We start from the raw sequence: 22,762 nt of genomic DNA, 5'->3' as shown, positions 1-22,762 counted from the left end.
GCGCCGACGAGACGATCGACTACACCCAGCGGCGGTTCGAGGACGCCACCGGCGGAGTCGATGCCGTCATCGACCTGCTCGGCACGCTGGACGAGACCGATGTGCGGTCCGTGTCGGTGACCCGGCCGGGCGGCATCGTCGTCTCCGTACCCGGCGGCGTCTCCCCCGGCCTGGCCACCGCAGCGGGCCGGGCGGGCGTGCGCACCAGCCCGCTCCTGGTCGAGCCGGACGCGGCGGCACTGACGGCCATCGCGGGACTGGTCGACGCCGGCGCCGTCCAGGTCGAGATCGAACGCGCCTTTGCCCTGGAAGAGGCCGCCGAGGCCCACCGGCTGGGCGAGACCAACCGCACACGCGGCAAGCTCGTACTGGAGGTCGCGAAGTGACCGGGACGACCGCCCTCGTGATCGGGGGCACAGGAGTCATGGGCGCCCGCGTCGTCCGTACGCTCGCCGCGCGTAGCGGCGACGTCGTACGGGTGCTGACGCGGAACCCGTCCTCCGAGCGGGCCAGGGCCCTGGTCGGTGACACGCCGGGCGACGTGCGGCTCGTACGCGGCGACCTGGACGACGAGGAGTCGCTGAAGGCCGCCTTCCACGGCGTCGACCAGGTCTTCTGCAACACCGACTTCTTCGCGACGGCCAGCCCCGAGGGCGAGTACGCACAGGGTCTGCGGGCCCTGCGCGCGGCCCGGGAGGCCGGGGTCGACCGGTTCGTCTGGTCGTCGCTGGACAACGCGGCGGTCCTCACCGACGGGCGGATCCCGGTTCCGCACTACGACGCCAAGGCCGCAGTGGAAGCCCGTATCGCGCTCCACCGCTCCGAGGAGGCCATGCGGCAGGAGCCGGACGGCTGGTACTCGCGGCACGTCGCCGTACTCGTGACGGCACCGTATTTCGAGAACCTGTACGACCTGGCGCCGCGCAGGACCCGGCTGCCCGACGGCCGCGACGGCCTCCGGTTCGGCCTGCCGCTGGGCGAGGCCGGGCGCTGGCCGCTGATCGCGCTCGACGACATCGCCTGGTTCGCCCGTCATCTGCTCGACCACTGGGACGAGTGGGGCGGCAGGACGCTGCGCGTCGCGGCCGACAGCCTCACAGGGGACGAGATCGCGGCGGCGTTCGAGAGGGTGACCGGTGTGCCGAGCGCCTACGAGGCGGTGGAACTCGACGAGTTCGCACGCTCCATACCCGGGGTCGGCCATGATCTCGCCGCGATGTTCGCGTTTTTCCAGGAGCGCGACATCCTCTCCCGCGACCGTGACCTCCCGGCCCTGCGTGCCCGGCACCCCCAACTGGCCACGTTCACCGACTGGTTGACCTCCACCGGATGGGACGGCACCGCCCGCGGATGACACCGGGCGACCGCCCGGGGTGGCAGGGGACGGGAAGGAAGCCCCGGCGGTGGAACCGGCCCTCGGCCCCACCGCCGGCGTCCGGCCGCACCGTCCGGGCGCCCCGTGCGCCTTCCAAGCGCCCGGCCGCCCCCTCACAGCAGCCAGGCGCCCGCCGTGGCCACGTCCGTCCAGTCGCCGCCGCGCCCCCAGCCTCGTCAGCCCGGCGAGCAGGGCGTTACGGGGCTGGAGGACATCGGTGACGGCGCGGGCTGGTCTCACGGTCGCTGTGCTCCTGGTGAGCGGGGGGGGCGGGAGCACCCACCGCAAGTCCCCGTGCCAGAGCCGGGGTCCGCGCCGGGGCCCTACTGGAAGGTGATGCGGTCGGCGGCGGGCGGGTCGATGGGCTTCTGGGGCGAGGAGTGGTTCTTGAGGTAGTCCGTGAAGGCAGCCAGGTCCGTTGCGGTGCTCTCGCGGTGCGTGCCCTCCTTGAGCACGGTGAAGCCGTTGCCGCCCTCGGCCAGGAAGTCGTTGACGGTCACGCGGTAGCTGCCCGAGGCGTCGACCGGCTTGCCGTTCACGCGGACGCTGCCGGCCCGCAGCCGCTCGGCGCCCTGCCGTGACATGTCGACGTCGAACTTCAGGGCTGAGGAGATCTGGAGCACCTGCGCGTAGCCCTCGTTGGCACCGGAGAACTGCTGGCGCAGCACGTCCATGAGCTGCTTGCCGGTCAGTGTCATCGTCACCAGCGGATTGTCGAACGGCTGTACCTGGAAAGCCTCGCCGTAGGTGACGACGCCGTCCCCCTCCTTGCCGGAGGCTCGGTACACCAGGTCGGAGCGCATACCGCCCCAGTTGAGCAGCGCCAGCTCGGCGCCCTCGCCGCGGGTGGCCTCCACCTGTGTGTCGGTGATCAGGTCGCCCAGTGGCGTCTCCGGCTGGTCGGAGCCGCGCCCGGGGATGTCGCCCGAGATGTACCCGACCGGCTTGTTCGCCAGATCCGCCGAGCGCGCGCGCCACCTCTCGACAGTCTTGGAAACGGCGGGGTGCGCCGGCGTGTCCAGCGTGACGATGTGGTTGCGTGCCGAGGCCGAGGAGCGCACGATGTCGCCGCTTCCGCGGTCGATGTCGAAGCGCAGATCCGTGTACGTACGCCCGAAGGACGCTGCCTGCGTCACCAACCTGGGCCGCCCAGCAGGGTCGTTGACCGTGCAGACGTACGGCTCGTGCGAGTGACCGGTGACGAACATGTCCACCTTGGACGACGTCTTGCTCGCGATGCCCTTGATACGGCCGTCGATCCCGCTCGCCGGGCCGTCCTTGTCGCAGTCGGCGTCGTACGTCTTCCCCTTGGGCTGCGCACCCTCATGGACGAGTGCGACGACGGACTTCACGCCCTTGCGGTCGAGTTCCTCCGCGTACTTGTCGAGGGTGGCGACCTCGTCCTCGAAGACCAGGTCCTTGGTCATCGAGGCGCTGACGGCGGCCGGGGTGTCCTTGGTCGTCAGGCCGATGAAGCCGACGCGCTCCCCGGTGGGCAGCTTCTTGATCCAGTACGGCGGAAGGATGGGCCCTCTGTTCTTGGCCGCCCTCTTGGCGCCGGCGGCCTTCTGCCCGGCCTTGGGCAGCACATTGGCGGCGAGGTAGGGGAAGTCGGTGCCGTCGTACGGCTTGTCCGGTTCGGCGCAGCCGTCCTCCGGGTGGCAGCCGCCGTTCTTCATACGGCGCAGCTCAGCCGGGCCCTCGTCGAACTCGTGGTTGCCGACGGAGGTCACATCCAGGCCCATGGTCTCCAGGGCCTCGACGGTGGGCTCGTCGTGGAAGGCGGCCGAGAGCAGCGGGCTGCCGCCGATCATGTCTCCGGCGCCCACGGTCAGGGAGTTGGCGCCCTTCGCGTCGGCGCGGGCGCGGTCGAGCAGCGTCGCCAGCCGGGGTACACCACCGGCCTGCACCTTCTCCGGCTTTCCTCCGGGCCCGTCGCGGAAGACGGCGCCCGCGGGGCCCTCCACGGCGTCGAGGTTGCCGTGCAGGTCGTTGACGGCGAGCAGTTGTACGGGTGTGGTGCGGCCCTCGCCCGGGCCCGCCGCCGGGGCCGAGGGCGCGAGGGTCATCGCGGGAAGGAGGGCGAGCGCCGAGATGCCGCCGGCGAGAGCCAGCCGGCGGGCGAGGAGGCGGGGTGCTGGTGCGTGCAAGGTGGCGCCTTTCCAGGGGTGAGGAAACGGTGGTCAAGTGACCGCTGTGATCAAATCGCCCCGGCACCGCGCGGACACCCGCATCGCGCCCGTTCCACCCATAGGAGTGGCCCACCCGCTCCGGCCCGCCGCCCGCTCGGTGCCGTAGGGCGCACGCGTTGCCATGCCGGTCCATGGCCGCACCCTCGTCACGGCTCGCTGATTGAACTACGTACGGGTAGCCCAAGAGAGCGAGCGTGTACGGGAATCCGGCCACCTGGGCACCTGCCCTCTCGCCAGGAAATACAGGAAACTCCGGAATTGCGGGGTCGACGGAGCTGACAACTCGGCTCCGCCTGCGCCTTTTGTTACAGCACGTATGCGTTCATGTGCCTGTGAAAGGCCGGGATGTCAGCATGAGCGACGCACAAGGAAACATTCACGAAGAATCGGGGGATCATGAAAACCAGGCTCACGCACGGTGAGATCGGAAAGATGGTGCAAAGCCTCTTCGGCGCGGGGGTCTTCGACCGGGGGACGACGCTGGAGAAACTGCTGGAGGCGCAGTATTCCTCTCTCGCCGAGGGAGCGTCGGACGATCTGAGCCTTCATGTCCTGTGCTGCAACGAGTACTTCCTCGTGACCGAGGTGGTCGAGCAGCCGGCGGCGACATCGGACTCCGCGGGGGGTGTGCGAGGCGACCTTGCCTAAGGGCTGTCCCGTAATCCCCGGTGGATCAGCGAGCGGCGTCAGATGCGGTCAATCGCAAGGCAGCGAAGCGTCCTCATAGTGGGCCTATTCGGATGTTTCGACGGAAAAGGATTCGCGGGTGGCGGACGGAGTGCGTGCGCTGTGCGAAACACTCGTACCGCTCGCGCGCGGCGAGGACAACGCGGAACTCCTGACCCGCTGCCCGGCGGCGGCCGGTCCGTCGGCATTTCCCATCTGATGCTCGGACACATGGGATTTCCGGACCCCGCCTATGACGCCGTCCACCTGGCAGCGGCAGCCGCGGCGCCTCCCGGGTGCCCGAACGCCTTCCCTGTCGGCATATGGAACAGCCGGCACATGGAACAGGAGTGGCTGGCCACGCTCGCTGGCCCAGCAGCTCGGCCGGGGCACGGCGGGCGGGGGCGGCCGGAGTCCGACGGCGCGCGCTGCGGCCGGCTGCCCCGCCCGCCGGCGCGCCCCGCCTCGGGCGCGTCAGCGCGGGTCGGCACGGGTGAACGCGGCGGTCACGCCGCCGGATAGGCGAGGAAGAGCAGCGCCGCCAGCACCCCGCCCAGCAACGGGCCGAACACCGGAACCCATGAGTAGCCCCACTGGGCGATGCCCTTGCCCTTGATCGGCAGAACGAACGCGTACGCGATACGGGGTCCGAGGTCGCGTGCCGGGTTGATGGCGTACCCCGTGGGGCCGCCGAGCGAGGTGCCGATGACTAGCACGACGAATGCGACACCTGCGTAACCGAGTGCGGAATTCCCGAAATCGGGGATTCCGCCTTGCCCCTTGTCGTAGCCCGGCGAAAAGAGTACGAACGCGACGAGGACGAAGGTGCCCAGGGTCTCCGTGACCATGTTCCAGAACTTATGGGGAATCTGGGGTTCCGTGGCGAAGATACCCAGTGTGGCGGCGGGCTTGTCGTGGTCGTCGAACTGCAGCTTGTAAGTGGCCCAGCAGAGCACGGCGCCGAGCACGCCACCCAGCATCTGCGCGAGGAAGTAGACCGGCACATCCGCCCACTCGGTTTTGTCGGCGACGGCCATGCCGAGCGTGATGGCCGGGTTGAGATGCGCGCCGCTCGGTGCCCCGAGACTCGCGCCGGTGAACACGGCGAAACCCCAGCCGATGTTGACGAACAGCGTTCCGGTGCTGTTGCCGTTGGTCCTGCGCAGTACGTTGTTGGCGACGACGCCCGTACCGAGCATGACGAGCACCGAAGTGCCCAGTAGTTCCCACAGGAAGATGGAGCCCGCGGTCATCAGTAACCTCCACAGCTTCGCGGCTCAGCACGCCGTTCTCATGACGGCGAGTGGTCGCGCACCCTACTTCCTCGGGAACTGCCGCTCCAGCCTTGAACGGAGGAATGCGGCGGGAAATGCTCAGGAAAGCGAGTGCGGAAGGCGGCGGGTCGGCGAAGGGAGGAGAGTCAGTGCCCTGAGGGGACTTCAAGCACCGCGAAGACCGCCTCCCAGGGATCCGAGACAACGGCGACGCCGCGCCCTTCCGCATTGACGCCCGAATACAGCACCGTTGCCCCGTAATCCACTGACACATCGGTGGCACGCCGCGCGTCGGTAACCCCGAAATAGGGCATCCAGAACGGTTCGGCGTCCTTCCGCTCCGGGCCCAGCACGGTCCGCCCCGCGACGGCCTCACCGTCCGCCAGTCGGAAGGCCGCGTACCGCGCGTCGCCCGCAGCCGCGTGCGCCGCCACGCGCAGCCCGAGTACGTCCGCGTAGAAGCGGTCGGCCTCCGCCGTGTCCCGCACCGCGAGTTCCGCCCAGCACAGTGCCGAGGGTTCGTCGAAGAGCCCGGCGCCGAGGTGCGCGCGCGGCTGCCAGAACCCGACGTGCGCGCCGCACGGGTCCACGGCCAGCAGGTTGCGGCCCAGCACACCCACATCGGCGGGCCCGTGGTCCACCTCGCCTCCCGCCGCCTTTACCCGTTCGGCGAGCACGTCCACCTCCCGCGCGGCGAAGAAGACGATCCAGCTGCCCTTCGCCTCCTCCGTAGGTGCGATACCAGCCACCATCTGCCGCCGCGACGTGGCGTACCGGTAGTGGTCGAACTCGGGGCCCGTGTACACGTACCCCCATCCCAGCACGGCGGCGTAGAACCGCTCGGCGGCGCCGGCATCGGGCGCGTGCAGCTCCGTCCAGCACAGTGCTCCCGGACGGTAGGACGTGGGTTCGGGCACCGGTGTTCTCCTCCCCGAGCGGGTAGGACGCCGACAGGAGCAGCGGTCGGCGGCCGTTCGTCATTGCCGAACTGTACGCATTGACGCGCGAGTTGAGGGCCCTGCAGGATGCACGGACGTCTGTAAGGGGGCCGGAACGTGCACAGTACGAACCCGCGTGGACCCGGCGGTGACTCATCGGACGATCACGATGCCGTCGCCGTCGTCGGCATGGCGCTCCGGGTTCCCGGTGGCGCGGACCTCGACGCCTTCTGGGCCAACCTCACCGAGGGCGTGGAGTCCGTCACCCGCTTCGGCGAGGAGGAACTGCGCGCCGCCGGTATCCCCGAGGCGGAGCTGAACGATCCGCACTACATCAGGGCAAAACCGGTCCTGGAGGACGTGGCCGAATTCGACGCACCCTTCTTCGGCCTGACGCCGCGTGAGGCACAGGTCCGCGACCCGCAGCACCGGCTGTTCCTGGAGTCGGCCTACACGGCGCTGGAGCACGCGGGCTACGACCCGTTCCGCTTCCCCGGGTCCGTCGGTGTCTACGGCGGCGGTGCGCCCAACTTCTACCGCGAGTGGAACGTCAGCTCCCACCCCGACGCCTCCGCCTATCTCGGCGAGGTCGGCGTCATGGTGGCCAACGCCACCGACTACATCACCACGGCCGTCTCCCACCACCTCGGCCTGACGGGGCCCAGCGTGAACGTGGTGACGGCCTGTTCCACGTCGCTCGTCGCCGTGCACCTGGCCTGTCAGGCGCTGCGCAGCGGCGAGTGCGACGCCGCTGTCGCGGGCGGCGTCCAGGTCGAGCTGCCCCGCGTCACCGGATACCACTCGGCCGAGGGCGGCATGTTCTCGGTGACAGGCCGCGTGCGGCCCTTCGACGCCGCGGCCGACGGCACGATCTTCGGAACCGGTGTCGGCACCGTCGTCCTCAAGCGCCACGCCGAAGCGCTGGCAGCCGGCGACCATGTGCACGCCCTGATCCGGTCCTCGGCCATCAACAACGACGGCGCCCGCAAGACCGGGTTCACCGCGCCGAGCATCGCCGGGCAGTCCGCACTCATCCAGCAGGCCATGACCGCCTCCGGTATCGACCCCGCCCACATCGGCTACGTCGAGGCGCACGGCACCGGCACCAGGGTCGGCGACCCCATCGAGGTGAACGCGCTCACCCGCGCCTACCGCGACCTGGGCCTGACCGGCGTACGCACCTGCCCCATCGGCTCGGTCAAGGGCAACGTCGGGCATCTCGGCCCCGCAGCCGGTGTCATCGGGCTCATCAAGACCGTGCTGGCCCTCCAGGCCGGGAGCATCCCCCCGAGCATCAACTACTCGGAGCCGCACCCGGAGATCGACTTCGAGAACGGCCCTTTCTACGTCAACACCGAGCTGTCACCCTGGCGCCGCCTCCAAGGGCCCCGTACGGCGGCCGTCAGCTCCTTCGGCGTCGGCGGCACCAACGCGCACGTCGTCCTCGCCGAGGCCACGCCCACGCCTACGCCGGAACGCGCGAGCAGCGGAGGGCCGGGCCACGACCGGGCAAGCGAGGAGGAGCCGTCCGGTGATCGGGCAAGCGAGGAGGAGCCGCCCGGCGGCCAGGCAAACGGGGAGCCGCCTGGTGGCCAGGTGAGCGAGGGGGAGGACGGCGGTGAACTGGCGGTGCGGCGGCGCCCGTTGGTGCTCCCGCTCTCCGCGCGTACCCCCGAAGCGCTCGCAGCGGCGGCCGACCGGCTGGCCGACCACCTGGAGGCGCACCCCGGACTGCCGTACGAGGACGCCGCCGCCACGCTGAGCTGCGGCCGTCCACCCTTCCGGCACAGGACAGCGGTGGTGCCCGGCGACGCCCCCGTTCCGCTCGCCCTGCGCGCGGCCAGGACCGACGCCGCACCCGTGCGGGACGGGGCACGCCCTGTCGCCTTCCTCTTTCCCGGCCAGGGCTCCCAGCACCTCGGCATGGGCAAGCAGCTGTACGCGCAGGAACGGATCTTCCGCGCGGCCGTCGACGAGTGCGCCGACCTCGCGCGCCCCCACCTGGCCACGGACCTGCGCGCGGTGATGTTCGCCGCCGAAGAGCCCGCCGCCGTCCGCGCGTTGACCAGGACCAGCATGGCCCAGCCCGCGCTGTTCACGCTGGAGTACGCCATGGCGCGGCTGCTCATGAGCTGGGGCCTGGAGCCGAGGGCGATGGTCGGGCACAGCGTCGGTGAGTACGTCGCCGCCTGCCTGGCCGGCGTGTTCTCCCTCGCCGACGCCGTCCGGATCGTCGTCAGACGGGGCGCGCTCGTCCAGGAGCTGCCGGGCGGCAGCATGCTGGCCGTACCCGCGGCTGCCGAGGACGTCGAGGGCCTGCCCGGCGTCGACATCGCCGCCTACAACGGCGCCCGCCTCACCGTGATCTCGGGCCCCGACAAGGCCGTCGAGGCCGCGCGGACCACGCTCGCCGAACGCGGCGTGACCGGGCACAGGCTGCACACCTCGCACGCGTTCCACTCCGCGATGATGGAACCCGCCCTCGACGCGTTCGCCGCCGAACTGGCCCAGGTCGAACTGCGCGCCCCGCGCCTCCCGTTCGTCTCCAACGTCACGGGGGAGTGGATCACCGGGGAACAGGCGACCGACCCGGCCTACTGGACGGAACATCTGCGTGCCCCGGTCCGCTTCGCACCGAGCGTCGCGCTGCTGCTGGAGGACGAGGACCTACTGCTGGTCGAGACCGGCCCCGGACAGGTCCTCACCGGACTGACCCGCGCCCAGGCCCTCGCCACGGGACGCAAGGGACGGCCCGTCGTGCCGACCATGCCCATGCCGCAGGGCAAGGAGGACGGCCCCCACTGCCTGGCACGCGCCGTTGCCGCGCTCTGGACGGCGGGCGCACCCCTGGACTGGGACGCCTACTGGGGCCAGGACTGGCGCCGCGTACCCCTGCCGACCTACCCCTTCCAGCGCAAGGTCCACTGGCTCGACCCGGCAGCGCCCTCGACCGCCCCGGCAGGCGCGGAGAGGCCCCGCACCGCGGAGGAGGCAGAACAACGGGCCCGAGGAGAGGGAGACCGGGAGCCCGTACACGAGGAGGGGCGGCGGCCCGTCGAACGCGCGCTGTTCCGGCCGGAGTGGCGCGAGGACCAGAACCCCGCGCCGGCCACCGCCTCCCTCGCCCGCACCTGGCTCCTCTTCCGCAGGGGCACCGCGCTGGACGGGCTCGTCAACCGGCTCCGCGCGGCCGGCGGACAGGTCGTCACCGTCGAACCCGGCGCGCGCTACATACGCCTGACCGGCAGCCGGTACGTGCTGCGCCCGGGCGCACGGGAGGACTACACCCAGCTCGTCGCCTCGCTCACCGCCGACGGGCTCCTGCCCGAACGCGTCCTGCACGCCTGGCTGTTCGGCCCGGCCGACGGGCTGAGCCCCGGCGGTGATCGGAGTTTCGACGGAGGCCAGAGCCCCGGCGACGGCCGGAGCCCCGCCGCATGGCTGGACCTCGGCTTCTTCAGCGTCCTCTTCCTGGCCCAGTCCCTCGCGGAACGCACCTCCGCGCTCGCCGCCGGCCTGCGCTGGGACGTGGTCGGCTCGCGGCTGCGCGCGGTCACGGGTGCCGAGCAGATCGAACCCGCCCGCGCGGCCGTCACCGGCGTCTGCGACGTCATGGCCAAGGAACTGCCCGAGTTCGCGGTGCGGTGCCTGGACGTCACCGAAAACCGCTTCACCGAGGGCCTCTTGGAGGAACTGGCACGGGCGGGACAGCCCGCGCCCGCCTTTGCCGCCGGCGGAGACCGCTGGGTCGCCCTGCGCGGGCGCAGGCGCTGGCTCCTCAGCTACCCGCAGGTCCCCGAACCCCGCACCCGCGGCGCCTCGGGGCCACTGCGTGAGCGCGGGACCTACCTGGTCACCGGCGGACTCGGCGGAATCGGGCTCGCCGTCGCGGAGGGCCTCGCGAAGGCCGTACGCGCACGGCTCGTACTGACCGCACGCTCCGCCTTTCCGCCCCGCGAGGAGTGGGACGGGATCCTCGCACGGGAACCAGCCGGAGACGAAGCGGACCCCGCCGCCGTGCAGCGGACCGTCCGCCGGCTGTTGCGCGTCGAGAGCTACGGCGCCGAGGTGCTGGTCTGCCGTGCCGACGTCGCCGACGAGGAGGCCATGCGGGAGGTGGTGGCGCGTGGTGAGCGGGAGTTCGGGCCCGTACACGGCGTGTTCCACACCGCGGGCGTACCGGGCGGCGGCCTGCTGGCGCTCAAGACCCGTGCCGAGGCCGAGCGCGTCATGTCGGCGAAGGTCACAGGAACGCTCGTCCTCGACCGGCTGCTCGGCGACACCGCGGAGGTGATGGTCCTCTTCTCCTCCATCACCTCCGTCGCCGGCAACCTCGGCCAGACCGACTACGCCTCGGCCAACGCCTTCATGGACGCCTACGCGCATGCCCGCGCAGCCGAAGGACCCGGCTTCACCGTGTCCGTCAACTGGGACGCCTGGGCGGAGATCGGCATGGCAGCGAAGGCCGGCACGCTCGCACCCGCCGCCTTCCGCGCCCTCCAGACGGGCGCCCCCGCGCCGACCGGCATCCTGGTCACCACCCCCGCGGCCAACGGTCACGCCACGGCGAACGGCCACGCGCAGCAGACCGATGACCCCGCGCGGGCGAACGGCGAAGGCCAGGCCGACCGACACACACCCGGCAACGGTCACGCACCGGGCAACGGTCACGCGCAGGCCAACGGTCACGCGCAGGCCAACGGGCACGCACCGGGCGACGGCCACATTCCCGGAGCCACCCCTACCCAGGCCAACGGGCACCTGCCCGCCGAAGAGGCACCGGGTGTCCCGCCCTCCGGCAACGCCGATCACCCCGCACCCGAACGTGGCTCCGGCGTCCACCCGTTGCTCGGCGAGCGGTCCGAGGGTCCGGACGGCGAGATCCGTTACTGCCTTTCCGTGGACGGCGACACGCACTGGGTGACCCGCGAACACCGGGTCTCCGGGACACCGGTCTGGCCGGCGACGGCCTACCTGGAGACGGCACGCGCCGCAGGAGACGACGCGCTCGCGGCCGAAGGGGGGCCGCTGCGGCTGACCGATGTCACGTTCCTGTCCGTGCTGACCCTCACCGAACGCCGCGTGCTGCGCACGACGTTGGTACCCGAACGGGGCGGCTACCGCTTCTCCGTCGCCAGCTCGGCCGAAGCGGTGGAGAGGGGCGAGGCGGAAGGGAACGCCGAGTGGGACAGCGGTAGGGGGGAAGGCGCTGAGTGGACGGAGCACGCCACCGGCCTGGTCCGTACGGCGCCGCACAGCACGCCGCAGGTGCAGGACCTCGACGTGCTGCGGGAGTGCTTCCCGGTCGTCAAGCCGGACACCGAACCGTACGAACCCCAGCTGGGCCTGATCGAGTTCGGGCCCCGCTGGGCGAACATGGCGGAGATACGGCGCGACGACTCCTCCACCCTGGCCCGCGTCGAGATGCCGGAGGAGTACGCCGGGGAACTGGCCGACCACCCGCTGCACCCCGCCATGTTCGACGCGGCCACGTCCAACGCCGTCTACCTCCCCGAACTGGGCTCGACGGGTGAGAGCTATCTGCCCTTCTCCATCAGCGAGATCACCCTGCGCGCGCCGCTGCCCGCCACGCTCCATGTGTACTCGCGCCGCCGGAGCGCCCATCAGAACATGGTGACGTTCGACCTCACGCTCACCGACGGAACGGGCCGCGAAGTCGTGGACGTCACCGGCTACACCGTCCGCGTATGGGACCCCGCCGAGTTCCGGCGGAGCGTCACGGAGAAGGCCGCACAGGCGCCACCGGAGGAACAGCCCACCGAACCGGAGACCGGAAAGACCGCGGAACCGGCCCCGGCCCCGGGTCTCGGCGGGGAGTTCGCGATCCGCCCCGAGGAGGGCATCGAGGCGCTCTGGCACATCCTCGGCGCGCGCCTGGGGCCGCAGATCGTGGTCGTGCCCGAGGGCATCGACGCCCGGCTCCGCTCGGTCGAACGCCTCACCCGGAACGTGATCGCGGAGGCGGGCCTGAACAGCGGACCGCCCGGCGGCTCCGCTTCCTCCCGGAGCAGATCGCCTGCCACGGCCGACGGGGGAGACGGGAAGGGCGAGGGAGACGAGGGAGACGGAGAAGGCGAGGGGGACGGCGGCGGCACCACGCACCAGCGGCTCACCAGGCTGTGGGCCGACGCGCTCGGGGTCGGGGAAGGGGAGGTGGACGTGGACGACGACTTCTTCGCGCTCGGCGGGAACTCCCTCGTCGGGGTCCAGCTCGCGGCGCGCGTACGCAAGGAGTTCGACACCGATCTGCCGATCGCCACACTCATCGAGAATCCGACGGTCCGTGCCATCGCGGGCATCATCACCGCATGAGCACGGTCACCTCGGCTGCGAGCAGCAGCGCATGGCTCCCGTTCCCTCCCAGGGAGGGGGCGCGGCTGCGCCTCTTCTGCTTCCCGTGCGCCGGCCAGGGAGCCTCCGTCTACCGCCCGTGGCAGCGGCTGCTGGCACCGGACATCGACGTCGTACCGGTGCAGTTGCCCGGCAGGGAGGGGCGCGCGACGGAGGCGCCGTACCGCGCCATGGACCGCCTGATGGACGGACTGCTGCCGGTCCTGCGGAAACAGATCCGGGGCCCCTACGCGCTGTTCGGGCACAGCCTCGGCGCGATGGTCGCCTTCGAGACGGCACGCAGGCTGGAGGCGGAGGGGCGATCGCCGCTGCGGCTGACGGTCGCGGCGCAGCGCCCGCCGCACGTACCGGGCGAGCGCGCGCCGCTGCACGACCTGCCGTACGCCGCGTTCATGACGATGCTCGGCCTGTACGGGCAGGTACCGGTCGAGCTGTTCGACGACCGCGCCGCGCTCGATCTGGCGGCGAGCAGCCTGCGTGCCGACTTCGCCCTGGTGGAGACCTACGTGCCTCCCGGAGAACCCCCGCTGGCCTGTCCCGTCACCGTGCTCGCCGGGCTGGCAGACAGCAGCATCCCGCCCGCTTCGCTGCGCGGCTGGAAGGCGCTGACGGAGGGCGAGTTCACCTTCAGACCGGTCCCCGGCGGCCACTTCTTCGTGAACGAGCGCACGGAGGAGATCACGGGACTCCTGCGCGCCGCACACAGCTAGGGCCCTTCTGATGGATCTTGCCGGGCTCGCGCCGCCCTGCGACTCCTCCCCCAAGCTCTTCGAGCAGGGGGGTGCCCCCACCGGCGTTGTCGTCGGTCGCCGCTGCTGCGCAGGGTCCCCCGGCCTCCGGCCGGGAGGTGCCCCCACCTCCTCCGCCTTGGATCCGAAGCCCCAGGACGACGCTCCCTGATCCAGCCTGATCCATCAGAAGGGCCCTAGACCGGACGGGCAGCGCGCACTCGCCCGAACCCTTCGAGCGGGGAGAAGTCGCGTGCCCCGACAGCCCCGCGCCCGCGACAGGGGCTGTCGGGAGCGCGCCGTGCACGGGGCCTCCGCATAGAATCGGCTCTCATGCCGAACCCTGACGAGCTCCTCGTCGATATCGCCACCATGGTGGAGTCCGAGCAGAGCAATCAGATGTCCTTGACCGTGGTCGTCGGCGGCGCCGTCGTCACCGGCCGGCTCGCCCCGGAAGCCGTCTGGAGGCAGCGGGTTTCGGAGGTCCTCACGGACTCCGACCATCTGGGCCCGTTCTCCCGCATCTTCGCCCCCGATCCAGCGCAGACCCGACCCGGCCCCGGCAGGACCCCCACCCACCTGCACTTTCACATCGCCCGCATCCTCCAGGGCAGCATCGGAATTCCCGAAACAGGCGGGATGTACCGCGTCGCCATCCACGACGTCACCGCCTGGACGGTGGGCGACTTCAGCTACTCCGACCGCTGACCCTGCCGCTTTCCGTCCGCCGTCTTCTCACCCGCCGTCTCGCAGTTCGCCGTCGAACGGCCCCGGAGACGACTCCCGTCAGAAGGCGTCAGGCCCCCGGCTCGGGCCCCGGGGCCTGGCGCCCGACCGGTTACCCGTCGACGACCGGTCACCCGTCGAGGGGTTCCACCGGCTGACGCAGAACGGTCTTGAGTCTTTCGGGAGCCGTCTTCCGGGGGTCGCTGAGGTAGACCTCGTGGTGCATGCCCGTCGGCCTCAGGCCGTTGGCGCCGAGATAGGTCCGGTGGAGTTCGTTCATCACCGGGGTCTCGTCGTCGTAGGAGCCGATGTGCAGCACCTGGGCGCTGGGACCCTCGTGGAGGGTCAGGTGCCGGAGCTGCGAGATCGCGGGGAGCTTCTTCTTGGCCAGCGCGTTCCGCTCGGCCTCCTCGATCATGTCCTTGGTGACCCAGGAGGGCATGGTGAGGAGCATGGTCCAGTTCCAGGTGTCCTTGGCGCGGGCCGTGAACGCGTCGGGCCGGTCCGACCACCACAGCCCTTCCAGCGGAGGGACGACGAAGTCGCCGCCGGCCGTGCCTTTGGCGGCGAACTTGAGGGTGTGGGCGACCGTGTAGAGGGCCTCGACCGCGCGGGGGTAGGCGGGTGAGGCGTTCGGGTCCCCGCTGCCGTCGATGGCGATGAACCGCTGCTCGGGCACGTCGACGACGGACCACGTGGTGTTCCTGGGCGCGTAGAGCTGCTTCTGCTCGCGCTTGACGTCGTACGGGGCCATGGCTGTCCCTTTCGCTGGAGGGCGCGCATCGTGCAGCGATGCACGGTAACGGGCGAGCCACGCCTGTTCGGCTTCGAGCCGGCCGGGGCCGAGACCGCCACGGCGCTTCGGGGCCGGTCACGACCATGGCGCCGACGGCGAGAGTACGCGAGGAGGGCCCTGCCGGCGTGTGCCGGCAGGGCCCTCCTCAGTTCTCAGACGCGACCGTCCCCGGCTCTGGCGCCGGCTCCGGCTACTGCGCGGTGGGAGTGCCCAGGGGGGAGCCCAGCATGTCGGACGCCGCCTGGCGCTCCGTGACGGCCGGGGGCTGCTCGGGCTCGGGCTGGGCACGGCAGGTGAAGCCGAGGTGGGTCATGGCCAGGGTGACTTCCCGGGCGGAGAAGTCACGGCGGTCCTGGCGGGTGATGACGGCGCCCACCTGCTTCACCGGGAAGTGACGTCGGCCGATGATCACGGATTCGCCCGTGATGGGCTCGGGCTTGATGCCCTTCATCGCGGCCACCACTCCCTCTTTGGTGAGGTCGAACGGGAAACGGGCGATGACACAGTGCATGATGCCTCACAGGTAAGGGACGAGCTGCCTGACAGGGGCGGCGGTCAATGGGAGCGGGCGGGGAACGGCTGGCTGTGCCGGAGCGACCAGCCCCGTGCGCCGGCCGTCCTCGTCGTGGAAGGGCATGGGAGGGACGGATGACCGGCACAGGCGCCGGTCATGACGGGCAGTCCCACCTCGACAGTCCTAGCGTCCCAGACATACGGGCCGGATGCTCCATGATGTCGGTCGGGACTCTGCGGGGCGGGAGCCGCGGGACGGCGGTACCGCCCCTGAAACAGTGCCAAATCGGTCTGTTCCAGAGGCGGATGGCCCGGCCCTACGCGCGCCGGCCGTCCCGCGAAGAGGACTACGACCGGCCCGACCGGTATGTCGCGCGCTCGTTGTACCGCTCGCGGGCGCTGCCGCTGCGGCGGCTCCGTCCCGACGAGGAAGCACCGCTGCGGCGGGGGCGCTCCCTGGCGGCCTCGGAGAGAGTGACCGGAACACCCGAGGGTGCCTGGGCGCCCGTGATGCGGGTCAGCTCCGCGTCGCCCGAGCGCACCTGGGTCGTCTCCGGGGTGATGCCGGCCGTGGCCATCAGACGGCTCATCTCGCGGCGCTGGTTGGGCAGTACGAGGGTGACGACGCTTCCGGACTCACCGGCGCGCGCCGTACGGCCGCCGCGGTGCAGGTAGTCCTTGTGGTCGCTGGGCGGGTCGACGTTCACGACGAGATCGAGGTTGTCGACGTGGATACCGCGCGCGGCGACGTTGGTCGCCACCAGCACCGTGACACGGTCCGCCTTGAACTGGGCCAGGGTCCGGGTGCGCTGGGACTGGGACTTGCCGCCGTGCAGGGCAGCCGCGCGTACGCCGCTGTTCAGCAGGTGCTCGGTCAGCCGGTCGACGGCGTGCTTGGTGTCCAGGAACATCAGGACCCGGCCCTCGCGGGCGCCGATCTCGGTCACCGTGCGGTGCTTGTCCGCACCGTGCACGTGGAGCACGTGGTGTTCCATCGTGGTGACAGCGCCGGCCGACGGGTCGACGGAGTGGACCACGGGGTCGGTCAGGTAGCGGCGGACCAGCAGGTCGACATTGCGGTCCAGGGTGGCCGAGAACAGCATGCGCTGGCCCTCGGGACGCACCTGGTCGAGCAGCGCGGTGACCTGGGGCATGAAGCCCATGTCGGTCATCTGGTCCGCCTCGTCCAGGACGGTGATGCCGACCCGGTTCAGACGGCAGTCGCCGCGCTCGATGAGGTCCTTGAGCCGCCCCGGCGTCGCGACGACGACCTCGGCGCCCGTACGGAGCGCACTGGACTGCCTGCCGATCGACATCCCGCCGACGACCGTGGTCAGCCGCAGCTTCATGGTGCGGGCGTACGGGGTGAGCGCGTCGGTGACCTGCTGGGCCAGCTCGCGGGTGGGGACCAGGACCAGGGCGAGCGGCTGGCGTGACTCGGCACGCTGACCGGCGATACGGGCCAGCAGCGCGAGCCCGAATGCGAGGGTCTTGCCCGAACCGGTGCGGCCACGGCCGAGAATGTCGCGCCCCGCAAGGGAGTTCGGCAGGGTCGCCGCCTGGATCGGGAACGGGGCGGTCACGCCCTGGGCGCTGAGCGCCGACAGCAGCGGGGCCGGCATGTCGAGGTCGGCGAACGCCTCGACGGCGGGAAGTGCGGGAGTGAGCGTCTCCGGCGGCGCGAACTCGCCCTGCTGCGCGGCCGGCCGGCGGCCGTAACTCCCTGAGCGGTTGCCGGAGCCCGACCTGTTCGGGGCACCGCCCGACCGTCCTGCGGGTGCGCCACCGAAGCGGCTGCCGCCCCTCCCGGAGCCCGAGCCACCGCCGGTGCGGGTGCGGGAGTAGCGGTCGTTCGTACGTGTGCGGTTCAAGCGGGACCTTCCTCGATGCGGCACGTACCAAGGAATTCCCGCGGCGAATGCGCAACGCGGAGAATTATGAGAACGGGCCGAGTGAAATGCGTAAAGGATTCGTTCATGGTGCGTACTCGCCGGTGAATGACCGGCGAGGCGTGACACGGAAAAAGTGGAGCGAAACGGGCAGCGGGGTCGGGGCAGATCGGTCCGGCGGAGAGGCGGTGTGGCCTCATGGCCTGGCTGCGGGCGGCGGGGCCGTCCACGTGGGGCCAGGCCCCGGGGCGCGGCGGTCGGGGCTCACTCAGGAGGGTGCCCGGCCGTGGAGTGCGCGTCAGACGGGAACGATGTTCTCGGCGGCGGCGTTGTCGTCGGTCTGCTCGATGGGCCCGTAACCCTCTGCGGTGCGGAACCACTTCGCGGTGTCTGCAGTCATGCCACATCTCCTTCGGGGCAGTGCCAGGAGCCCGCACGGTGCGTACTCCGTGTCGCCGCGATGATTACCCTGCCGGAAATGACCGAAATGCAAAAGAGCTCCCACCGGGATGGAAACACGGTGAGGGTGCTCGGAGTTTCTGGGGACCATAACTGCAACCAACATAGACACTACCACGGAGTGCCGGTGCGGCGAAGAAAACCAATTCAGCACCCGTTGCCGGGAAAGAAATCCTCGGGGCGGCTCGCCCCGATTTTCTCCCCTCGCCGGCTCAGGTATGGGCCCCGCGGGCGGGTGGCCGCGCCCGCCGGCCGGGCGCCGTAGGCGGGCGGGCCCTTCCCGGGAAGGCCGTGCGGGAGCGCGTCCGGGAACAGGTCGGGGCGCAGCGGTGCGTCCCCGGGCAGCCGCTGCTCCTGGGCGCCGAGGGACTGGGTGTCGATGGTCTGGGCGCCGGTATGCCGTTCGCATCCCTCACCGTCGCCGCGGGCGGTGGCGCCGAGCCGTCCGTGACCTGGTCGGCCTCCGGGAAAAGGGGCACTGAGCGAGGAAGGGCAAGGGAGAGGCATGGAGCGGCGTAGCGCCAACTGACAGAGTGTGGCCATGGATTACCTGCCGCACTTCGAGCGTGAAGCCACGGCCTTCGCCGACGCCGTCAGGCGTACGGTCGGTGAGCAGGAGGCGCCGCCTGTGCCCTCGTGTCCCGGCTGGCGGGCCGGTGATCTGGCGGTGCACCTGGGTGGGGTGCACCGTTTCGTGCGCCGCATCCTGGACCGGGGGCTCCTGGAGCAGCCGGACCTCAGCGACCTGTCGCTCTACGAGCTGCCTGACGATCTCACGGCCTGGCCGCACCCGGACAACGCGCCCAACAGGACACCCGTACTGCCCGTACTGGTCGACTGGTTCGAGCGGGGAGCCGCCGGACTGGCCGAGCGGTTCCGGGACACGGACCCGGCGCAGCGCGTGTGGAGCTGGTCCGACGACTGGACGGCCGGGTTCTGGCTGCGGATACAGACGGTCGAGGTGGCCGTGCACCGCTGGGACGCCGAAGGGATCATGGGCCAAGCCTCGCCGTTCGATACGGAGTTGGCGGTCGAGGGCGTGACGCAGAACCTCGACACCATGGTGCCGGCCCGGCGCGCACGGAACGAAGCGCCTCCCGGCAAGGGCGAGAGCTACGGCTTCCGGCAGACCGACGGGCCCGGCGCGTGGACCGTCCGCTTCGACGGCGACACCGTCACGCACGTCCGGCGGGCGGCGCCCAGCGATGTCCGGCTCTCCGGTACGGCCTCCGACCTGATGCTCTTCCTCTGGGGAAGGCTGCCGGCCGACCGGCTGGAGATCGACGGCGAACGGTCCCTGATCGACCGGTACGCGGCCCTCGTGCCGCCGGTCTGACGCGTACGCGTACCGCTGGTCCGACGCGTAGGCACGCCGCGATCAGCGGGGCGCGAAGCGGTCGAGGGCCGTGAGTACGTGCTCGCGGGTCGTCGCGTCGCCGAGGTGGCCCGCGCTCTCGACGATGTGCAGTTCGGCGTCCGGCCAGGCACGGGCGAGCTGCCAGGCGGTGTCGAGCGGTCCGCCCATGTCGAGCCTGCCGTGTACCAGTACGCCCGGGATGCCGGCGAGGCGGTCGGCCTCGCGCAGGAGCACGCCCTCCTCCAGCCACGCCCCGTGCGAGAAGTAGTGCGCGCAGATCCGCACCAGCGCCAGCCGCGCCTCGGTGGGACGGTCGCCGTACGGGCGTGCGCCGCCGCTCGTCTCGCCCGAGAGCACCGCGTCCTCCCACGCGCACCAGTCGGCCGTCGCGCGCGCCCGTACGGCGGCGTCCGGGTGTTCGGTGAGCCGCGCGTACGCCGCCACGACGTCGCCTTCGCGCGGTGTGCCCGGGGCGCCGGCGAGGAAGTGCTCCCACTCGCGGGGGAAGAAACGACCCACCCCCCGGTACAGCCAGTCGATCTCGCTGCGCCGCGTGGTGGTCACGGCGGCGATCACGATCTCCGAGACATGTTCGGGGTGCCGCTCGGCGTAGGCCAGGATCAGCGTCGAGCCCCAGGAGCCGCCGTGCAACAGCCAGCGGTCGATGCCCAGATGCTCGCGCAGCAGCTCCATGTCGGCCACCAGGTGCCAGGTGGTGTTGTGGCGCATGTCCGTCGCCGGGTCGCTCGCGTGCGGGGTGCTGCGACCGCAGCCGCGCTGGTCGAACAGCACGATCCGGTAGCGCAGCGGATCGAAGAGCCGCCGCCACTCCTCGCCGCATCCGGAGCCCGGCCCGCCGTGCACCACCAGCGCGGGCTTCCCCCGGGGGTTCCCGCACGTCTCCCAGTACACGTGGTTGCCGTCCCCGACCTCCAGCATCCCGCTGTCATACGGCTCGATCGGCCCGTACAGCTCCGGCACGCCCGTGCTCCCCTCACTCGCTGTGTCCGTTCGCCCGGCCCGCGCGGTCTCCCGTACCGGCCGGGGCCGTCATCCGACCATGAGCGCCGGAACCGGGGAATCCACCCGCACGTGCCTCACCCACCACCGTGCCAGGTGACCAGGGTGTCAAGGGCGCGGCGGCCCGTCGGGATCGCCGGGGTGCCGGTGCGGGGGCGAGGGCGCGGGTAGCCGAGGGAGACCGCCGTGCGGACGCGCCAGCCGGCCGGTGCCGCGGCCAGGCGGGTGGCCTCGGCCGCCGCCTCGTCGGGGAAGAAGGAGGCGGGACAGCTGCCGATTCCGAGGGAGTGGGCAGCGAGCATCAGGTTCTGCGCTGCACGGCCCGCGTCGAACTCCGCGTCCTGGCCGCCGTGTTCACGGTCGACGGCGAGCAGCACGACGACGGGGGCCTGCGCGAGGTGCGCGGCGTAGGCGCTCAGCGCGCCCAGCCGGCGCCGCAGTGCCGGGTCGGTGACGACGGTGAAGTGCCAGGGCTGCCGGTTGCGTGCCGAGCCGGTCCAGCGCGCGGCCTCCAGGATCCGCAGCAGCACCGGGCGGGGGACGGGCCGCTCGTCGAAAGCCCTGGTGGCACGGAGGGAAGCGATCGCCTCGGACGTGAGGGTGCCGGGTGTGCGGGGATCAGGTGCGAGGGGAGACGGGGCAGCGGGCTCGGGCTCGTACGCGTACTCGGACACGGGATCGGACTGCGGCATTCCGCCAGTCTGCCGCGCCCGCTCGCGCTGCGGTCTCGCCGGGTGGGCGCCACAGTGGAAGGGCGAGCGAGGACGGACGTACCGGCGAGCGCCAGAGGAGACGGGCCGTGAGCGGTGAGGACCCGCTGAAGACGTACCGGGGCAAGCGGCACTTCGAGCGGACGGCCGAGCCCGAGGGCGAACAGGGCGAGGCAGGCGAGGGGCCGCGCTTCGTGGTGCAGATCCACGACGCGACGACGACGCACTTCGACTTCCGGCTGGAGGCCGAGGGTGTCCTCAAGTCGTGGTCCGTGCCCAAGGGGCCGTCCATGGACCCGAAGACCAAGCGGCTGGCCATGCCGACGGAGGACCATCCGATGGACTACCGCACGTTCGAAGGGGTCATTCCCCGGGGCGAGTACGGCGCGGGACCCGTGATCGTGTGGGACGAGGGCACCTACGAGCCGCTCAAGACGGACTTCGTCCGTGCGCTGGCGAAGGGCCACATCACCTTCCGCCTGCACGGCAGGAAGCTGCGCGGCGACTGGGCCCTCACCCGCTTCCGCAGCGCCGACGACGGGGAGCGCGAGGCGTGGCTGCTGGTCAAGGGGAACGACGGCCATGCCGCACCCCGCCCGGCGCCCAACCCGCAGCGCGCCCGTTCGGTCCTCAGCGACCGCACCCTCCACCAGGTCGCCGAGGAGACCGCGGAGTGAGTGGCCTTCTCGATGGGCTGCCGGAGGCCGAACGTGCCCTGCTGCGCGAGGCGCCGCCCGGCGCACGTATCGCCGAACGCCCCATGAAGGCGGAGCTGAGCGACCGCCGCGACTTCACCGAGGGCTGGATCTTCGAGCGCAAGCTCGACGGCGTGCGCGCGCTGGCCGTACGCGAGAACGGCCGCGAGCGGCTGCTGTCGCGCACGGGGCGGCGCGTGAACGAGACGTACCCCGAGATCGTCGAGGCCCTCGCGGCGCAGAACCGCGCCGACTTCACCGTGGACGGCGAGATCGTCGCGTTCTCGCACGGACGCACCGACTTCTCCCTGCTCCAGCAGCGCATGGGGCTCAGTACGGCCAGGCAGGCCCGCGCCAGCGGTGTCGCCGTCACGTACTACCTCTTCGATCTGCTGCGCCTCGACGGCATGGACCTGACGCGGCTGCCCCTGCGCACCCGTAAGTCGCTGCTGCGAAGAGCCCTGGACTTCCACGAACCGCTGCGCTTCACCACCCACCGCAACCAGGGCGGGCAGCGGCAGCTGGACGAGGCGTGCGCGCGCGGCTGGGAGGGGCTGATCGCCAAGCGTGCCGACGGCCGCTACCTGCGCAGGCGCTCGCCCGACTGGCTCAAGCTCAAGTGCGAGTGGGGACAGGAGATGGTCGTCGGCGGCTTCACGGACCCCGCGGGCAGCCGCTCCGGATTCGGCGCGCTGCTCGTCGGCCACTACGAGAAGGGGGCACTGCGCTACGCGGGCAAGGTCGGTACCGGCTACGACCACCGCACGCTGCTCGCGCTCCGGTCGGGGCTCGACCGGCTGGAGACCGCCACCTCACCGTTCGCCGATCCCGTGCGCGAGCGGGGCGTGCACTGGGTGCGGCCCCGCCTCGTCGCGCAGATCGGCTTCACCGAGTGGACCCGCGACGGCCTGCTGCGCCACCCCCGTTTCCTCGGCCTGCGCGACGACAAGAAGCCGCACGAGGTCGTCCGCGAAGTGCCCCGGGAGGAGCGGTGAAGGGCGGCAGGCGGCCGGCGCCCGGAGAGCGCCGTGACCGGCGCCGCGTGGGGAGGC

The 22,762-nt window shown here is 71.4% G+C and carries 17 protein-coding genes; 9 read left to right on the top strand and 8 right to left on the bottom strand.

The features are described from left to right. Both NMN56_RS13935 and NMN56_RS13930 read left to right on the top strand, forming a co-directional pair. The coding region (locus NMN56_RS13935) for a zinc-binding dehydrogenase (protein ID WP_283742485.1) at positions 1–386 on the top strand (386 nt) is incomplete at its 5' end. Beyond that, positions 383–1,354, top strand: coding sequence for an NmrA/HSCARG family protein (locus NMN56_RS13930; RefSeq protein ID WP_274041239.1), 972 nt, complete (start codon positions 383–385; stop codon positions 1,352–1,354). The genes NMN56_RS13935 and NMN56_RS13930, both read left to right, overlap by 4 nt. A 344-nt stretch (positions 1,355–1,698) precedes the next feature. On the opposite strand, the gene NMN56_RS13925 is transcribed toward NMN56_RS13930, so the two are convergent. Next, on the bottom strand, positions 1,699–3,525 hold the full coding sequence (locus NMN56_RS13925; protein ID WP_274041238.1) for a bifunctional metallophosphatase/5'-nucleotidase: 1,827 nt from the start codon (positions 3,523–3,525) through the stop codon (positions 1,699–1,701). Positions 3,526–3,963: 438 nt separating this feature from the next. Here NMN56_RS13925 and NMN56_RS13920 point away from each other — a divergent pair, with 438 nt between their 5' ends. Further along, the gene (locus tag NMN56_RS13920; protein WP_274041237.1) at positions 3,964–4,215 is read left to right on the top strand and encodes a hypothetical protein; all 252 of its coding nucleotides are present in this window, start codon (positions 3,964–3,966) and stop codon (positions 4,213–4,215) included. A 524-nt stretch (positions 4,216–4,739) separates the two neighbouring features. Here NMN56_RS13920 and NMN56_RS13915 read toward each other — a convergent pair. Both NMN56_RS13915 and NMN56_RS13910 read right to left on the bottom strand, forming a co-directional pair. Then, positions 4,740–5,486: an MIP/aquaporin family protein gene (locus NMN56_RS13915; protein ID WP_274041235.1), complete on the bottom strand. Its 747-nt coding sequence runs from the start codon at positions 5,484–5,486 to the stop codon at positions 4,740–4,742. Between the two features lie 167 nt (positions 5,487–5,653). After that, positions 5,654–6,424, bottom strand: a complete 771-nt coding sequence (locus NMN56_RS13910; protein ID WP_274041234.1) for a VOC family protein — start codon at positions 6,422–6,424, stop codon at positions 5,654–5,656. A 138-nt stretch (positions 6,425–6,562) separates the two neighbouring features. On the opposite strand from NMN56_RS13910, the gene NMN56_RS13905 reads away from it, so the two are divergent. The 3 genes from NMN56_RS13905 to NMN56_RS13895 all read left to right on the top strand — a co-directional run bounded on the left by NMN56_RS13905 (position 6,563) and on the right by NMN56_RS13895 (position 14,253). After that, positions 6,563–12,778 carry a type I polyketide synthase gene (locus tag NMN56_RS13905; protein WP_274041233.1) on the top strand — a complete coding sequence of 2,072 codons (6,216 nt, stop codon included), beginning with the start codon at positions 6,563–6,565 and terminating at the stop codon, positions 12,776–12,778. Then, entirely contained in the window at positions 12,775–13,527 is a 753-nt protein-coding gene (locus tag NMN56_RS13900; RefSeq protein ID WP_274041232.1) for a thioesterase II family protein, read from the top strand. The genes NMN56_RS13905 and NMN56_RS13900 overlap by 4 nt, the downstream gene beginning before the upstream one ends. A gap of 351 nt (positions 13,528–13,878) precedes the next feature. Then, complete coding sequence (locus tag NMN56_RS13895; protein ID WP_274041231.1) at positions 13,879–14,253, top strand: hypothetical protein; 375 nt, start codon at positions 13,879–13,881, stop codon at positions 14,251–14,253. A 148-nt stretch (positions 14,254–14,401) separates the two neighbouring features. Here NMN56_RS13895 and NMN56_RS13890 read toward each other — a convergent pair whose 3' ends face one another. The 3 genes from NMN56_RS13890 to NMN56_RS13880 all read right to left on the bottom strand — a co-directional run bounded on the left by NMN56_RS13890 (position 14,402) and on the right by NMN56_RS13880 (position 17,451). Further along, the gene (locus NMN56_RS13890; RefSeq protein WP_274041230.1) at positions 14,402–15,025 is read right to left on the bottom strand and encodes a GyrI-like domain-containing protein; all 624 of its coding nucleotides are present in this window, start codon (positions 15,023–15,025) and stop codon (positions 14,402–14,404) included. A gap of 232 nt (positions 15,026–15,257) precedes the next feature. Continuing rightward, positions 15,258–15,578, bottom strand: coding sequence for an SCO5918 family protein (locus tag NMN56_RS13885; RefSeq protein ID WP_274041229.1), 321 nt, complete (start codon positions 15,576–15,578; stop codon positions 15,258–15,260). 349 nt (positions 15,579–15,927) lie between these two features. Further along, complete coding sequence (locus tag NMN56_RS13880; protein WP_274041228.1) at positions 15,928–17,451, bottom strand: DEAD/DEAH box helicase; 1,524 nt, start codon at positions 17,449–17,451, stop codon at positions 15,928–15,930. 1,018 nt (positions 17,452–18,469) lie between these two features. Between NMN56_RS13880 and NMN56_RS13875 the strand changes: the two genes are divergently transcribed. Further along, positions 18,470–19,264: a maleylpyruvate isomerase family mycothiol-dependent enzyme gene (locus NMN56_RS13875; protein ID WP_274041227.1), complete on the top strand. Its 795-nt coding sequence runs from the start codon at positions 18,470–18,472 to the stop codon at positions 19,262–19,264. Positions 19,265–19,306: 42 nt separating this feature from the next. Here NMN56_RS13875 and pip read toward each other — a convergent pair whose 3' ends face one another. Together pip and NMN56_RS13865 are read right to left on the bottom strand one after the other, a co-directional pair. After that, a complete protein-coding gene (gene pip, locus NMN56_RS13870) occupies positions 19,307–20,266 on the bottom strand; it encodes a prolyl aminopeptidase (RefSeq protein WP_274041226.1) in 960 nt (319 codons plus the stop codon). A gap of 116 nt (positions 20,267–20,382) precedes the next feature. Beyond that, complete coding sequence (locus NMN56_RS13865) at positions 20,383–20,997, bottom strand: nitroreductase family protein (protein ID WP_274041225.1); 615 nt, start codon at positions 20,995–20,997, stop codon at positions 20,383–20,385. Positions 20,998–21,104: 107 nt separating this feature from the next. On the opposite strand from NMN56_RS13865, the gene NMN56_RS13860 reads away from it, so the two are divergent. Continuing rightward, positions 21,105–21,692 (top strand): DNA polymerase ligase N-terminal domain-containing protein, encoded by a 588-nt coding sequence (locus NMN56_RS13860; protein ID WP_274041224.1) that lies wholly within the window; start codon positions 21,105–21,107, stop codon positions 21,690–21,692. After that, positions 21,689–22,705: a non-homologous end-joining DNA ligase gene (gene ligD / locus NMN56_RS13855; protein WP_274041223.1), complete on the top strand. Its 1,017-nt coding sequence runs from the start codon at positions 21,689–21,691 to the stop codon at positions 22,703–22,705. Before NMN56_RS13860 ends, ligD begins: the two co-directional genes overlap by 4 nt. Positions 22,706–22,762 lie beyond the last annotated feature (57 nt).

Source organism: Streptomyces iconiensis, from assembly GCF_028657195.3.
In the GTDB taxonomy this organism is placed as follows: Bacteria; Actinomycetota; Actinomycetes; order Streptomycetales; family Streptomycetaceae; genus Streptomyces; species Streptomyces iconiensis.
Note: the sequence above shows the minus strand (reverse complement) of the source record. Positions and strands in the feature narration are given on the sequence as shown.

Excerpts from the sequence above, each read along its gene's own strand:
- NMN56_RS13890 (WP_274041230.1), bottom strand. The coding sequence starts at position 15,025 with ATGGCCCCGTACGACGTCAAGCGCGAGCAGAAGCAGCTCTACGCGCCC.
- NMN56_RS13895 (WP_274041231.1), top strand. The coding sequence starts at position 13,879 with ATGCCGAACCCTGACGAGCTCCTCGTCGATATCGCCACCATGGTGGAG.
- NMN56_RS13885 (WP_274041229.1), bottom strand. The coding sequence starts at position 15,578 with ATGCACTGTGTCATCGCCCGTTTCCCGTTCGACCTCACCAAAGAGGGA.
- NMN56_RS13900 (WP_274041232.1), top strand. The coding sequence starts at position 12,775 with ATGAGCACGGTCACCTCGGCTGCGAGCAGCAGCGCATGGCTCCCGTTC.
- NMN56_RS13915 (WP_274041235.1), bottom strand. The coding sequence starts at position 5,486 with ATGACCGCGGGCTCCATCTTCCTGTGGGAACTACTGGGCACTTCGGTG.
- NMN56_RS13865 (WP_274041225.1), bottom strand. The coding sequence starts at position 20,997 with ATGCCGCAGTCCGATCCCGTGTCCGAGTACGCGTACGAGCCCGAGCCC.
- NMN56_RS13875 (WP_274041227.1), top strand. The coding sequence starts at position 18,470 with ATGGATTACCTGCCGCACTTCGAGCGTGAAGCCACGGCCTTCGCCGAC.
- NMN56_RS13920 (WP_274041237.1), top strand. The coding sequence starts at position 3,964 with ATGAAAACCAGGCTCACGCACGGTGAGATCGGAAAGATGGTGCAAAGC.